The following is a 13,879-nucleotide window of genomic DNA, read 5'->3' as shown; positions in this document are numbered from 1 at the left end:
CTCCTTCAGCTGATGTGGGCCAGTCGGGCGGCGAGGCGGGCGGCGTCGTCCATGGTGGCGGCCTGGTGCACCAAGGGGTGCGCCCGTTCCGCGAGAACGGCGCGGCCCCGGGCCGCGTTGTTGCCGTCGAGCCGGACCACGAGCGGTTTGGTCGGCCGTACGGCGTCCAGCGCCCGCACGATCCCGTCGGCGACGGCGTCGCAGGCGGTGATGCCGCCGAAGACGTTGACGAGGACGGACCTGACGCCGGGGTCGGACAGGACGACGGACAGTCCGTCGGACATGATCCGCGCGGAGGCCCCGCCGCCGATGTCGAGGAAGTTGGCGGGGCGGGCGCCGCTTCCGGCGACGACGTCGAGCGTCGACATGACGAGGCCCGCGCCGTTGCCGATGACACCGACCTCGCCGTCCAGCTTCACGTAGTTGAGGCCCTTGGCGGCGGCCGCGGCCTCCAGCGGGTCGTCGCGCAAGGTCTCCTGTCCGTCCCAACGCGCCTGGCGGTAGCGGGCGTTGCCGTCGAGCGTGACCTTGCCGTCCAGGGCCATGAGCTGCCCCTGGGCGGTGCGGACGAGGGGGTTCACCTCGACGAGGAGGGCGTCCTCACGGATGAGCACCTGCCAGAGCCGGACGAGGACGTCGGCGGAGCGCGGTGGCAGTCCGGCCGCCCGGACGATCTCGGCGGCCTTCTGCGGGGTGACGCCCTCCGCGGGGTCCACGGGGACGCGCGCCACCGCCTCCGGCCTGGCCGCCGCCACCTCCTCGATCTCGGTGCCGCCCTCGGCGGAGGCGATCGCGAGGAAGCGTCCGGCGGCGCGGTCGAGGACGTACGAGACGTAGAACTCGCTCTCGATGTCGACGGGTTGGGCGAGCATCACCGCCCGGACCGGGTGGCCCTTGATGTTCATGCCGAGGATCTCGCGCGCCGCGCGTTCGGCGGCTTCCGGGTCCTCGGCGTGCCGTACTCCCCCCGCCTTGCCGCGCCCGCCCGTCCTCACCTGGGCCTTGACGACGACCCGGCCGCCGAGCCGTCGGGCGATGCCGCGCGCCCGGCCGGGCTCGTCGGTGACCTCGGCGCGCGGCACCAAGATGCCGTGTTCTTCGAAGAGTTGCCGCGCCTGATGCTCGTACAGGTCCACGTTTCGGCTCCGTCCTGAAAGTGGTGCACGACCCCTGGACATCACCCATCGGATGCGGGATAACAATCTTCATACAGTATTCGTCGACTGTATGCAATGTGCCGAACCTGGCCCACCGCCGCCGCACCGGGGCGGCTCAAGGCAACGGACAAGTGAGGTGACCTGTGACGACCAAGGCTCTCGAAGGCATCCGGGTCCTGGACATGACGCACGTTCAGTCCGGTCCCTCGGCGACCCAGTTGATGGCATGGCTCGGCGCCGACGTGGTCAAACTCGAGGCGCCGACCGGTGACATCACCCGCGCCCAGCTGCGGGACATCCCGGACGCCGACTCCCTCTACTTCACCATGCTCAACAGCAACAAGCGCAGCATCACCCTCAACACCAAGACCGAGCGCGGCAAACAGCTTCTGACCGAGCTGATCCGCCGCTCCGATGTCATGGTGGAGAACTTCGGCCCCGGCGCGATCGACCGCATGGGCTTCACCTGGGACCGCATCCGCGAGATCAACCCGCGGATCGTCTACGCCTCCATCAAGGGTTTCGGGGACGGCCCGTACACCGACTTCAAGGCGTACGAGGTGGTCGCGCAGGCCATGGGCGGTTCCATGGCCACCACCGGATTCGAGGACGGCCCGCCGATGGCCACCGGTGCCCAGATCGGCGATTCGGGCACCGGCGTCCACGCCGTCGCCGCCGTCCTCGCGGCCCTCCTCCAGCGCACCCGCACCGGACGCGGGCAGCGCGTCAACGTGGCCATGCAGCACGCCGTCCTCAACCTCTGCCGGGTCAAACTGCGCGACCAGCAGCGCCTGGCCCACGGGCCGCTCGCCGAGTACCCCAACGAGGACTTCGGCGACGAGGTCCCCCGCTCCGGCAACGCCTCCGGGGGCGGCCAGCCCGGCTGGGCCGTCAAGTGCGCGCCCGGCGGCCCCAACGACTACGTCTACGTCATCGTCCAGCCCGCCGGATGGAAACCCATCACCCGGCTGATCGGCCGGCCCGAGCTGGCCGAGGACCCCGGCTGGGCCACCCCGGGGGCCCGGCTGCCGAGGCTCGCCAAGATGTTCCAGCTCATCGAGGAATGGACCACGACATTGCCCAAATGGCAGGTGCTGGAGAAACTCAACGCCGAGAGCATCCCCTGCGGACCGATCCTGTCGACCAAGGAGATCATCGAGGACTCCTCGCTCGCCGCCAACGACATGGTCGTCGAGGTCGAGCACCCCGAGCGCGGCTCCTACGTCACCGTCGGCAGCCCGCTCAAGCTCTCCGACTCCCCCGTCGACATCACCGCCTCCCCGCTGCTCGGTGAGCACAACGAGGAGATCTACATCGGCGAACTCGGCCTCGGCGACGAGGAATTGCGGCTTCTCAAGTCGGGCGGGGTGATCTGAGATGGCGGATCAGGACCGGGTGGCCCGGGTGCGGGCGCTCCTCGACGGCGTGCGGCGCCAGGGGCGTACCGCGCTGACGGCACCGGAGGGCAAGCGGATCGCCGACGCCTACGGGATCGCCGTGCCCGGCGAGGAGCTGGCCCGCGACGAGGACGAGGCGGTCACGCACGCGGAACGCCTCGGCGGCCCCGTGGTGATGAAGATCGTCTCCCCCGACATCCTGCACAAGACCGACGCGGGCGGTGTGCTGGTCGGTGTCGAGGGAGAGGCCGAGGTGCGGGCGGCCTTCCGGGCGATCGTCGAGAACGCCCGCGCGTACGACGTCCGCGCCCGGATCGACGGCGTCCAGGTGCAGGAGCTGATCCCTGCGGGGCAGGAGGTCATCGTCGGCGCGGTGACCGACCCGACGTTCGGAAAGGTCGTGGCCTTCGGGCTCGGCGGGGTGCTGGTCGAGGTGCTGGGGGACGTCACCTTCCGGCTGGCGCCGGTGGACGCGGACGAGGCGCTGTCGATGCTCGACTCGATCCGCTGCGCGCAGGTCCTGCACGGGGTGCGCGGCGGGCCCGCGGTGGACCGCTCGGCCCTCGCCGAACAGATCCGCCGCGTCTCCGAACTCGTCACGGACTTCCCCGAGATCGCCGAGGTGGACCTCAACCCGGTGATCGCCGGCCCGCGGGGCGCTATCGCGGCGGACATCCGCGTGATTCTCGGCGCGGGCCCTCCGGCCGGCCGGCGCCGGTACACCCGGGACGAGATCCTCGCCTCCATGGACCGGCTGATGCGGCCGCGGTCGATCGCCGTGATCGGCGCCTCGGACGTCCCGGGCAAGATCGGCCACGCGGTGCTGAAGAACCTCGTCGACGGGGGCTTCGCGGGCGAGATCCATCCGGTGAACCCCAGGGCCGACGACATCCAGGGACGCAAGGCCTACGCGAGTGTCGCGGACATCCCCGGCGAGGTGGACGTCGCTGTCTTCGCCGTCCCGGCCCGGGCGGTGGCCCGGGTCCTGGAGGAGGCGGGACGCAAGAACATCCCCAACGCGGTCCTGATCCCCTCCGGGTTCGCGGAGACCGGCGAGCAAGGACTCCAGGACGAGATCACGGCCATAGGCGAGCGGTACGGCATCCGGCTGCTCGGCCCGAACATCTACGGCTACTACTCGACCTGGCAGGACGTGTGCGCCACGTTCTGCACGCCCTACGACGTGAAGGGCGGTGTCGCGCTCTCCTCGCAGTCCGGTGGGATCGGCATGGCCGTGCTGGGGTTCGCCCGGACCACGAAGACGGGGGTCTCGGCGATCGTGGGGCTCGGCAACAAGGCGGACCTGGACGAGGACGACCTGCTCACCTGGTTCGGCGAGGACCCGAACACCCGGTGCGTGGCGATGCATCTGGAGGACCTCAAGGACGGCCGCGCCTTCGTGGAGGCGGCCCGCGCCACCGTCCCGAGGAAGCCCGTCGTCGTCCTCAAGGCCGGGCGGACCGCCGCCGGCGCGCGGGCCGCGGGCTCGCACACCGGGGCGCTCGCGGGCGACGACGCCGTGTACGACGACATCCTCAGGCAGGCCGGTGTCATCAGGGCTCCCGGGCTGATCGACATGCTGGAGTACGCGCGGGCCCTGCCGGTGCTGCCCGCTCCCCGGGGCGACAACGTCGTGATCATCACCGGAGCGGGCGGCAGCGGTGTCCTGCTGTCGGACGCGGTCACCGACAACGGGCTGTCCCTGATGGAGATCCCGCCGGACCTCGACGCCTCCTTCCGGGAGTTCATCCCGCCCTTCGGAGCCGCGGGCAACCCGGTGGACATCACGGGCGGCGAGCCGCCGTCGACGTACGAGGCGACGATCCGGCTCGGGCTGGAGGACCCGCGCGTCCACGCGCTCGTCCTCGGCTACTGGCACACCGTCGTGACCCCTCCCATGGTCTTCGCCGAACTCACCGCGCGCGTGGTGGCCGAGTTCCGCGAACGCGGCATCGAGAAGCCCGTGGTGGCGTCGCTCGCGGGCGACGTCGAGGTCGAGGAGGCGTGCCGGTACCTGTACGAGCGGGGGGTCGTGGCCTACCCGTACACCACCGAGATGCCGGTGGCCGTCCTCGGCGCGAAGTACCGCTGGGCGCGTGCGGCGGGCCTGTTGGGAGGTCGTTCATGACATGAGGACGCAGGGGGCCGGCCGACGGTGCGCGTCGGCCGCCCCCGGGACCCGTGAGCGCACGAAAGGCATGTGGCAGGGGGCGCTGACCAGATCTTTCGACGCAAGGGGATCTCGATCGACATGACAACCACCGGCTATTCGACATCGGTGCCACATCGAGAGGTGAGGGACCGGCACGGACGCGTGTACCGCGTCGGTGAGACCGACATCGACATCATGGGCCGAAAACGCGCCTGGATGGTCTTCCTGCCCTGGGCGGGCATGATGGGCATCAGCTCCGCCGAGTACGCGTTCACGTCGGCGGAGGACACACTGCACGAGGCCCATCTGTGGAGCAGCGGACACATCTTCTGGCTGATGGGCGTCTGGATCTTCTTCCAGGCGGCCGTGGCCTTCCCCGCCGGGCAACTGCGCGAGAGCGGCAGGCTCCCCGCCCGTACGGCGATGCTGCTGGGCGCGCTGGGCACCCTGCTCGGCTATGTGTCCCTGGCCTTCGCGCCACATGTGGCGGTCGCCTATCTCGGCTTCGGCATGTGCAGCGGCATCGGAGCGGGTCTCGTCTACGCGACCTGCGTGAACATGGTCGGCAAGTGGTATCCGGAGCGCAAGGGCGGCAAGACGGGCTTCGTCAACGGCGGTTTCGCCTACGGGTCCGTGCCCTTCGTCTTCCTGTTCACCTCGTACATGGATCTGGGCAACTACCGGGGTGTCCTGGTGGGTGTCGGTCTGCTCTGCTGCGCGGTGGTCGCGGCGGCCGGCTGGTTCTTCAAGGACCCGCCGAAGGGCTGGTGGCCGCCGGACGTGGACCCGCTGAAGGTTCCGGACGACCCGAAGGTCCGGCGGGCGCTGGAGAAGAACCCGCCGGCGGTGAAGCAGTACACCCCGAGGGAGGCCGCGCGTACCCCTGTTCTGTGGATGATGTGGTTCTGTCTGCTGTGCACGGCCGGGATCAACATCTTCGGCATCGCCTTCCAGGTCCCGTTCGGCAAGGACATGGGCTTCGCGGGCGGGATCGTGGCCACGGCGATGTCGCTGAAGGCCATCGTCAACGGCACCGGGCGCGGGATCATCGGCTGGATCTCCGACCGCGTCGGACGGCGCCACACGCTGATCATCGTGTGCCTGGTGCTGGGTTCCGCCCAGTTCGGTGTGCTGGTCTCCGGCCAGATGGGCAGCATGCCGTTCTTCCTCTTCTGTTCCATGGTCTCCGGCTTCGGCGGCGGCGCGATCTTCCCGCTGTTCGCGGCCATGACGGCGGACTACTTCGGCGAGAACAACAACGCCTCCAACTACGGGATGGTGTACAGCTCGAAGCTGATCTCGGGCCTCGTGGGCTCCGGCATGGGCGCGGTCGTCGTCGGCGCGTGGGACTACCACGGCGCCTTCGTGCTCGCCGGGTCCATCGGTCTGGCGTCCGCCGTACTGGCCCTGTTCCTCAAGTCACCGGACCGGCCCGAGTCCCGCGTCGTCCCCAATCCGCAGCCGCTCGGAGAGGAGATGACGTCATGACGGCGGGACCCGTCGCGGCGAAGGACTCGCCGGACGAGCCCGGCGCCCGGGGGCGCGCGTACGGCGGAAAGCTGATCAGCGGTCTGTTCGGCGGCGGGCTCGGTTCGATGGTGGTCGCCGCCTGGGGCTACGACGGCGCCTACGCGATGGCCGGCGGCATCTCCATGGTGGCGGCCGCGGTCGCCCTGCTGTTGCGGCAGCCGGGGCGCAGCACCGCGGACAGCTCGGCGCCCCGGCCACAGCCCGTCGGCTGAGCGCCCGCGGGCACCGGTGGAAGCGGCCCTCCTCGCGGCACGGCGAGGAGGGCCGCTTCCGTGTACGGGGCCCGGCCCCCCGTCCCGGGCCCCGCCCCCGTCCCCCGACCCCGCTACCCGTTGCCCGAGAACGCCGCGTCGAACGATGCGGACGGCGGCTCGAAGTCGTAGGCCTTGAGGCGGGTCAGGGCCTCGGGCGCGCCCTGGAGCCGGTCCATACCGGCGTCCTCCCACTCGACCGAGACGGGCCCGGCGTAGCCGATGGAGCGCAGCATGCGGAAGACGTCCTCCCAGGGGACGTCGCCGTGGCCCGCGGAGACGAAGTCCCAGCCGCGGCGCGGGTCTCCCCAGGGCAGGTGGGAGCCGAGCCGGCCGTTGCGTCCGTCGAGGCGTTTGCGGGCCTCCTTGCAGTCGACGTGGTAGATGCGGTCGCGGAAGTCGTAGAGGAATCCGACGGGGTCGAGGTCCTGCCAGACGAAGTGGGAGGGGTCGAAGTTGAGGCCGAAGGCCGGCCGGTGGCCGACTGCCTCCAGGGCCTTGTGTGTTGTCCAGTAGTCGTAGGCGATCTCGCTCGGATGGACCTCGTGCGCGAACCGGACGCCCTCGGCGTCGAAGACGTCGAGGACCGGGTTCCAGCGGCCGGCGAAGTCCTCGTAGCCGCGCTCGATCATGGATTCGGGGACGGGTGGGAACATGGCGACGAGGTGCCAGATCGCCGAACCGGTGAAGCCGACGACGGTGTCGACTCCGAGGGCGGCCGCCGCGCGGGCGGTGTCGGCCATCTCGGTGGCGGCCCGCCTCCGTACGCCCTCCGCCTCGCCGTCGCCCCAGATGCGGGCGGGCAGGATCGCCTTGTGGCGTTCGTCGATGATGGCGTCGCAGACGGCCTGGCCGACGAGATGGTTGGAGATCGCCAGGCACTTGAGCCCGTACTTGTCGAGCAGCGCACGCCGGGACTCCACATAGGCGGGATCCCCGAGCGCCTTGTCGACCTCGAAGTGGTCTCCCCAGCAGGCGAGTTCGAGGCCGTCGTAGCCGAAGTCGCGGGCGAGTCGGCAGACCTCCTCGAGCGGCAGGTCGGCCCACTGGCCGGTGAAGAGAGTGAATTCGCGCGGCATTTCCGGGCCTCCTCAGACCGCTACGGGGGTGTACGTGGAGTTCTTCCCGGCGCTCTCCTCGACCGCGGCGAGGACGCGCTGGACCTGGAGTCCGTCGGCGAAGGACGGTGCGGGAGGCCGCCCTTCCGCGATGGCCTGGACGAGGTCGCGGGCCTGGTGGATGAAGGTGTGCTCGTAGCCGAGGCCGTGTCCCGGCGGCCACCAGGCGTCGAGGTAGGGGTGGTCGGGTTCGGTGACGAGGATGCGCCGGAAACCCGCGTGGGCGGCCGGCTCGGTGTGGTCGTGGTACGCGAGTTCGTTGAGCCGCTCCAGGTCGAAGGCCAACGAGCCGCGCTCGCCGTTGAGTTCGATGCGCAGGGAGTTCTTGCGGCCGGCGGCGAAGCGGGAGGCCTCGAAGGAGGCGAGGGCTCCGGAGGCGAAGCGGGCGGTGAACAGGGCGGCGTCGTCGACGGTGACGGCGCCCGAAGGGGAGGCCGGTGCGGGCCCGGAGGCGGACAGTCCGCCGGACGCCCGCGCGGGCAGGGGCCGTCGGCGGACGAACGTCTCGGTGAGCGCGGAGACCCCGTCGAGCGGCTCGCCCGCCAGGTGCTGCGCGAGGTCGACGATGTGGGCCCCGAGGTCGCCGAGGGCGCCGGAGCCCGCCTTCTCCTTGCGGAGCCTCCAGGTGAGCGGGAACTCCGGGTCGGTGAGCCAGTCCTGAAGGTACGTCACCCGCACGTGCCGCAGGGTTCCGAGGCGGCCCCCGGCCACCATGGAGCGGGCGAGCGCCGCGGCGGGGAGGCGGCGGTAGTTGAAGCCCACCATGGAGATCTGGCCGCGTGCGGCGGCTTCGGCCGCGGCCGCCGCCATCGCCTCGGCCTCCTCGACGGTGTTCGCGAGCGGTTTCTCGCACAGCACGTGCTTGCCCGCGGCCAGCGCGGCGACGGCGATCTCGGCGTGGCTGTCGCCGGGGGTGCAGATGTCGACGACGTCGACGTCCTCCCGGGCGATCAGCGCGCGCCAGTCGGTCTCGGCGGCTCCCCAGCCGTGCCGGCCGGCCATCGCGCGCAGGGCCGGTTCGTCGCGGCCGCACACGGCGGCGAGGACCGGGCGGCGCGGCAGGTCGAAGACACGGCCCACGGTGCGCCAGCCCTGCGAGTGGGCGGCGCCCATGAACGCGTAACCGACCATGCCCACGCCCAAGGGCGGTTTCGCGGCCTCGTCGCCCTGGTCCGGCTGTGCCATACGGGGGTCCTCCTCGTCGTCGTGGCGCGGTGGGGGTGGGGCCCGGTCCCGCCGGACCGGGCCCGGGTGTCGGCGAGACGCATCACTTGAAGCCGGTGGCCATGTACTGCTGGACGTTGTCCTTGTCGACGACGGCCGAGTAGAGGGTGAGCGACGCGGGGATCTCGAACTCGGCGAGCCCGCTGATGCCCTTGCCCTGCCCGAGGGTGCGGGCGAGGTCGATCGCGGACGCGGCCATGGTCGGCGGGTACAGGACGGTGGCCTTCAGGACGCTGTCGTCGGCGTCGATGGCCTGGAAGGCGGAGAGCGCTCCGGCCCCGCCGACCATGAGGAAGCCGTCGCGGCCGGCCTGCTCGATGGCCCGCAGCGCTCCTACGCCCTGGTCGTCGTCGTGGTTCCACAGCGCGTCGAACCTCGGCTGGGCCTGCAGGAGCTGGGACATCTTGGCCTGGCCGGTCTCGACGGTGAACTCGGCCGCCTGGCGGGCGACCTTCGTGATGTTCGGGTAGTTCTCCAGAGCGGCGTCGAAGCCCTGGGTGCGCTGTTTGGTGAGTTCCAGGTTGTCGAGCCCCGCGAGCTCGATGACCTTGGCGTTCTTCCTTCCCTTGAGTTTCTCGCCGATGTAGTGGCCGGCGCTGAGGCCCATGCCGTAGTTGTCGCCGCCGATCCAGCACCGGTACGCCTGGGGCGAGTTGAAGACGCGGTCGAGGTTGATGACCGGGATGCCCGCGCGCATCGCCTTGAGACCGACCTGGGTCAGGGCCTTGCCGTCGGCCGGCAGCACGACCAGGACGTCGACCTTCTTGTTGATCAGGGTCTCGATCTGGCCGATCTGCGCGGCCGTGTCGTTGGAGCCCTCGGTGATCTCCAGGGTGACGTCCTTGTACGTCCCGGCCCTGCTCTTGGCGTTGTCGTTGATGGCGTTGAGCCAGCCGTGGTCCGCCTGGGGGCCGGCGAAGCCGATCGTGACGTGCTTGCCGGGCTTGCCGTCGGCGGCCGGCCCGGAGTTCGCGGCGGGGTTCGCGTCCTTGGTGTCGTTGCTGGTGCAGCCGGTGAGGAGGGCGCCGGCCGAGACGGCGGCGGTCCCGAGGAGCAGTCCTCTGCGACTGGTCGGGCTCGTGGGTTCTGGCATGGCGGTGGACCCTTCCCGTGTCAGGTCGTGCTGGCTGTGCGCCGCTGGACAAGGACCGCGGCGACGATGATCGCGCCCTTGGCGATCTGCTGGACGTCGCTCTGGAGGTTGTTCAGCGCGAAGATGTCGGTGATCGTCGTGAAGATCAGTACGCCGAGCACCGAGCCGGTGATGGTGCCGCGGCCCCCGCTGAGCAGGGTGCCGCCGATGATCGCCGCCGCGATGGCGTCGAGCTCGTAGAGGTTGCCGTTGGTGTTCTGGCCGGAGCCGGACAGGATGACCAGCAGGAACGCGGCGATGCCGCAGCACAGTCCGGAGAGCAGATAGAGGTGGAGCCGCTGACGTCGTACGTCGATGCCGGCGAGCCGGGCCGCTTCCGCGTTGCCGCCGACGGCGACCGTGCGCCGGCCGAAGGTGGTGCGGTTCAGCACCAGCCAGCCGATGAGGGTGACGACGGCGAAGACCAGGACGAGCGGGGGGACGCCGAGGACGTAGGAGTCGCGTTCGCCGAGCTTCAGGATGCCGTCCACGGTGACGATCTGGGTCCGGCCGTCGGTGATCTGGAGGGCCAGGCCGCGGGCCGAGGCGAGCATGGCGAGCGTCGCGATGAAGGGGACCAGCCCGCCGTACGCGACGAGCAGTCCGTTGACCAGGCCACAGCCGAGACCGACGAGCACCGCGGTGACGAGGATGCCCGTGAAGCCGTACTCCTGGGTCGCGACCGTGGTCGCCCAGACCGAGGAGAGCGCGACGATCGCGCCCACCGACAGATCGATGCCTCCGGAGGTGATGACGAACGTCATGCCGACGGTCACGACGCCGATCACCGAGGCCTGGGTGAGGACGAGTTGGAGGTTGCGGGTGTCGAGGAATTCGTCGGGTCGGGTGACGCCGCCGATGACGACGAGGACCGCGAGAACGCCGAGGAGCGAGAGCGTACGGACGTCGGCGTGGGCCACCACGGCTCGCCACGTGGGGACTTCACCCGTGGCGGGCACCTTGCCGGTGCCGTCCCGGGGCGGGGACACGAACTGCGTCATGACGCCGGACTCCCTTCACTGGCCACGGGGCCTCCTTCCAGCACGAGGTCGAGGACGCGGTGTTCGTCGAGTTCGCGGGCGGGCGCCGTGTGCACGACCCGCCCTTCGCGGAGCACCAGGACACGGTCGGCGAGCCCGAGCACCTCGGGGACCTCGCTGGAGACCAGCAGGACGGCCAGCCCCTCGTCGGCGAGCCGGCGGATCACCGCGTACAGCTCGGCGCGCGCCCCGACGTCGACACCGCGTGTCGGCTCGTCGAGGAGCAGGACACGGCAGCCGCGCAGCAGCCAGCGCGCCAGCACGGCCTTCTGCTGGTTGCCGCCGGACAGGGTCCTGACCGGGAGGCCCGGATCGTCGGGGCGCAGGGAGAGTTCGCGGGTGGCCGCCCGGGCCGCCCCGCGTTCGGCCCACCGGTCGATCCATCCCCCGTGCGCGTAGCGGGACATGGAGGAGAGGGAGACGTTGCGGGTGACCGACTCCAGCATCAGCAGGGCCTGCGCCTTGCGCTCCTCGGGGGCCAGTCCGAGTCCGGCGCGCACCGCGGCGCGTACGCTGCCGGTGCGCAGCGGCTTCCCGTCGACGCTGACCCGGCCTGTGGTGGGCCTGCGCGCTCCGTAGATCGTCTCCAGGATCTCGGAGCGGCCGGAGCCCACCAGTCCGGCCAGGCCGACGATTTCACCCGGGCGCACGTCGAGGTCGAGCGGGGCGAATTCCCCCTGGCGGGACAGCCCTTGGACCGACAGCACCGGTTCGCCCGGCGGCCGGGCTCGGGGCCGGTCCGGGAAGACGTACTCGACGCTGCGCCCCGTCATGAGTGCCACCACGTCGCGCGTCGGGGTCGACCTGGCGGGCAGTCCCCCCGCCACCGCGCGCCCGTCCTTCAGCACGGTGACGCGGTCGCCGATGCGGCGGATCTCCTCCAGGCGGTGCGAGATGTAGACGACGGCCACGCCGTCCGCGGTGAGATCGCCGACGATCCGGAAGAGGTTGCCGACCTCGTCGGGGTCGAGGGCGGCGGACGGCTCGTCCATGACGATGAGCCGTACGTCGTGGGAGAGCGCCCGCGCCATGGAGACGATCTGCCGCTGGGCGGCGGAGAGTTCACCGACGAGGCGGGCCGGGTCGATCTCGGGGTGTCCGAGCCGCTTGAGCAGCAGGGCGGTCGCCGTCCTGGCGGCCCTGCCCCTGACGACGAACCCCGCGGTGGTGGGTTCGTGTCCGAGGTGGACGTTCTCGGCGACCGACAGCCCCTCCACCAGGTCGAGTTCCTGGTAGATGGTGGCGACACCCAGGCGCATGGCGGCGATCGGGGACCTGAGGGTGACGGGCTCGCCGCGCCAGGCGATGGTGCCGGTGTCGGGCTGGTGGGCGCCGGAGAGGACCTTGATGAGCGTGGACTTCCCGGCGCCGTTCTGGCCGAGCAGGCAGTGCACCTCGCCGGCCTGGACGTCGAGGTCGACGCCGTCGAGGGCCCGGACTCCGGGGAACGACTTGGTGATGCCGGACATGGTGAGCAGCGGTGGTTCTGGTGCCATGACGGTTCCCTCGGACAGGCGTGCGGGCCGGTTGCCGGGCGGTGCGCGTACGGGCGGGGGTTCGGGTACGGAGCAGGGGATTTCGGGTACGGGGCGGGGATTTCGGGTACGGCGGAGCGCGACCCGGCGCCGTTGGTCCGATTTCCGGAGGTGGTCTACGCGGTCGAGAACAGGTGGTCGCTGATCAGCCGGGCCCCGCCGATGACTCCGGCGGCCGGGCCCAGTTCCCCGAGGACGATGGGCAGGTTGCCGGTCGCGAGGGGCAGCGACTGGCGGTAGACCTGGGTGCGGATGGCGGCGAGCAGGGTGTGGCCGAGCCCGGTCACCCCGCCGCCGATCACCACCAGGGCGGGATTGAAGAAGCTGACGAGCGCCGCGATGACCTGGCCGGTGCGGTTGCCGCCCTCGCGGATCAGATCGAGCGCGGTGGCGTCGCCCGCCGCGGCGGCCGCGGCCACGTCGACGGCGCTCAGCGTGCCGTTCGCCGCCAGTCGCGTGGCGAGTTCGGCCGAGCGGCCCTGCTGGGCCGCCTCGACGGCGTCGCGCGCGAGCGCGGCACCGCTGAAGTGGGCTTCCAGGCAGCCCCGGTTGCCGCAGGCACACGGACGCCCGTCGGGCACGGCCTGGATGTGCCCGATGTCGCCGGCGCTGCCCGTCGCACCACGGTGGACCTCTCCGCCGACGACGATGCCGCAGCCGATGCCGGTACCGATCTTGACGCAGAGGAAGTCGCCCACGGAGCGGGCGACACCCGCGTGCTGCTCCCCCATGGCCATCAGGTTCACGTCGTTGTCGACCATGACCGGACAGCCGAGTTCCTGGCTGAGTGCCTCGCGGACCGGGAAGCCGTCCCAGCCCGGCATGATCGGCGGGGCGACCGGAACACCCTCGGGGAAGCGGACGGGACCGGGAACGCCGATCCCCGCCCCGTCGAATCCCTCCGCGATCCCCGAAGCCCTCAACTTGGCCGCCATGGACAGCACTTGCTCGGACACGGCGACCGGGCCCTCGCGTACGTCCATGGGCTGGTTGATGTGTCCGAGGATCTCCAGCTCGGCGTTGGTGACGGCCACGTCGACCGAGGTGGCGCCGATGTCGACGCCCAGGAACCGCAGCGCCGGTGCGAGCCGGATGTTGTGGGAGCGGCGGCCGCCCCGCGAGGCGGCGAGTCCGTCGGCCACCACGAGGCCGGTCTCCAGCAGCCGGTCCACTTCGACGGCCAGCTTCGACCGGGAGAGGTCGATGTGATCGCCGAGCTGGGCACGGGAGTTGGGGCCGCCGTCACGCAACAGCCGTAGCAGCCGGGCCTGATGGGCGTTCGCGGGTCGCGCCGTCATACGTCTCACGAACCCCTCCCCGCCCCGGTCGGCACCCGCGTCGGC

At 71.1% G+C, this 13,879-nt stretch carries 10 protein-coding genes and 1 pseudogene; 4 read left to right on the top strand and 7 right to left on the bottom strand.

Features of this window, described 5'->3' with window-relative positions; translation table 11 throughout:
* Positions 1-5: 5 nt before the first annotated feature.
* Positions 6-1,136 (bottom strand): ADP-forming succinate--CoA ligase subunit beta, encoded by a 1,131-nt coding sequence (gene sucC / locus OG485_RS34645; protein ID WP_328672507.1) that lies wholly within the window; start codon positions 1,134-1,136, stop codon positions 6-8.
* A gap of 164 nt (positions 1,137-1,300) precedes the next feature.
* On the opposite strand from sucC, the gene frc reads away from it, so the two are divergent.
* From frc to OG485_RS34625, 4 genes and pseudogenes are all read left to right on the top strand, one after another.
* Positions 1,301-2,533, top strand: a complete 1,233-nt coding sequence (gene frc / locus OG485_RS34640; RefSeq protein ID WP_328672506.1) for a formyl-CoA transferase — start codon at positions 1,301-1,303, stop codon at positions 2,531-2,533.
* Position 2,534: 1 nt separating this feature from the next.
* Positions 2,535-4,682 (top strand): acetate--CoA ligase family protein, encoded by a 2,148-nt coding sequence (locus tag OG485_RS34635; RefSeq protein ID WP_328672505.1) that lies wholly within the window; start codon positions 2,535-2,537, stop codon positions 4,680-4,682.
* Positions 4,683-4,805: 123 nt separating this feature from the next.
* Positions 4,806-6,194 (top strand): OFA family MFS transporter, encoded by a 1,389-nt coding sequence (locus OG485_RS34630; protein ID WP_328672504.1) that lies wholly within the window; start codon positions 4,806-4,808, stop codon positions 6,192-6,194.
* An 8-nt stretch (positions 6,195-6,202) separates the two neighbouring features.
* Positions 6,203-6,448: pseudogene (locus OG485_RS34625) on the top strand (MFS transporter); the annotation flags it as partial.
* A gap of 113 nt (positions 6,449-6,561) precedes the next feature.
* Here the strand turns inward: OG485_RS34625 and OG485_RS34620 are convergent.
* The 6 genes from OG485_RS34620 to OG485_RS34595 form a co-directional block, all read right to left on the bottom strand.
* Positions 6,562-7,566, bottom strand: a complete 1,005-nt coding sequence (locus OG485_RS34620; protein ID WP_328672503.1) for a sugar phosphate isomerase/epimerase family protein — start codon at positions 7,564-7,566, stop codon at positions 6,562-6,564.
* Positions 7,567-7,578: 12 nt separating this feature from the next.
* Positions 7,579-8,790, bottom strand: coding sequence for a Gfo/Idh/MocA family protein (locus OG485_RS34615; RefSeq protein ID WP_328672502.1), 1,212 nt, complete (start codon positions 8,788-8,790; stop codon positions 7,579-7,581).
* An 82-nt stretch (positions 8,791-8,872) separates the two neighbouring features.
* Positions 8,873-9,922, bottom strand: coding sequence for a substrate-binding domain-containing protein (locus OG485_RS34610; RefSeq protein ID WP_328672501.1), 1,050 nt, complete (start codon positions 9,920-9,922; stop codon positions 8,873-8,875).
* Positions 9,923-9,942: 20 nt separating this feature from the next.
* Complete coding sequence (locus tag OG485_RS34605) at positions 9,943-10,962, bottom strand: ABC transporter permease (RefSeq protein ID WP_328672500.1); 1,020 nt, start codon at positions 10,960-10,962, stop codon at positions 9,943-9,945.
* Positions 10,959-12,497 (bottom strand): sugar ABC transporter ATP-binding protein, encoded by a 1,539-nt coding sequence (locus tag OG485_RS34600; RefSeq protein WP_328672499.1) that lies wholly within the window; start codon positions 12,495-12,497, stop codon positions 10,959-10,961. Before OG485_RS34600 ends, OG485_RS34605 begins: the two co-directional genes overlap by 4 nt.
* A 155-nt stretch (positions 12,498-12,652) precedes the next feature.
* Positions 12,653-13,834 (bottom strand): ROK family transcriptional regulator, encoded by a 1,182-nt coding sequence (locus OG485_RS34595; RefSeq protein ID WP_328674767.1) that lies wholly within the window; start codon positions 13,832-13,834, stop codon positions 12,653-12,655.
* Between the last annotated feature and the right edge of the window lie 45 nt (positions 13,835-13,879).

Source organism: Streptomyces sp. NBC_00328 (assembly GCF_036139655.1).
In the GTDB taxonomy this organism is placed as follows: Bacteria; Actinomycetota; Actinomycetes; order Streptomycetales; family Streptomycetaceae; genus Streptomyces.
This window is presented reverse-complemented; position numbering and strand designations above follow the sequence as displayed.

What these genes read in the sequence shown, in the direction of transcription:
- OG485_RS34635 (WP_328672505.1), top strand. Translation starts at nt 2,535, where the DNA reads ATGGCGGATCAGGACCGGGTGGCCCGGGTGCGGGCGCTCCTCGACGGC.
- OG485_RS34630 (WP_328672504.1), top strand. Translation starts at nt 4,806, where the DNA reads ATGACAACCACCGGCTATTCGACATCGGTGCCACATCGAGAGGTGAGG.
- OG485_RS34620 (WP_328672503.1), bottom strand. Translation starts at nt 7,566, where the DNA reads ATGCCGCGCGAATTCACTCTCTTCACCGGCCAGTGGGCCGACCTGCCG.
- OG485_RS34615 (WP_328672502.1), bottom strand. Translation starts at nt 8,790, where the DNA reads ATGGCACAGCCGGACCAGGGCGACGAGGCCGCGAAACCGCCCTTGGGC.
- OG485_RS34610 (WP_328672501.1), bottom strand. Translation starts at nt 9,922, where the DNA reads ATGCCAGAACCCACGAGCCCGACCAGTCGCAGAGGACTGCTCCTCGGG.
- OG485_RS34605 (WP_328672500.1), bottom strand. Translation starts at nt 10,962, where the DNA reads ATGACGCAGTTCGTGTCCCCGCCCCGGGACGGCACCGGCAAGGTGCCC.
- OG485_RS34600 (WP_328672499.1), bottom strand. Translation starts at nt 12,497, where the DNA reads ATGGCACCAGAACCACCGCTGCTCACCATGTCCGGCATCACCAAGTCG.
- OG485_RS34595 (WP_328674767.1), bottom strand. Translation starts at nt 13,834, where the DNA reads ATGACGGCGCGACCCGCGAACGCCCATCAGGCCCGGCTGCTACGGCTG.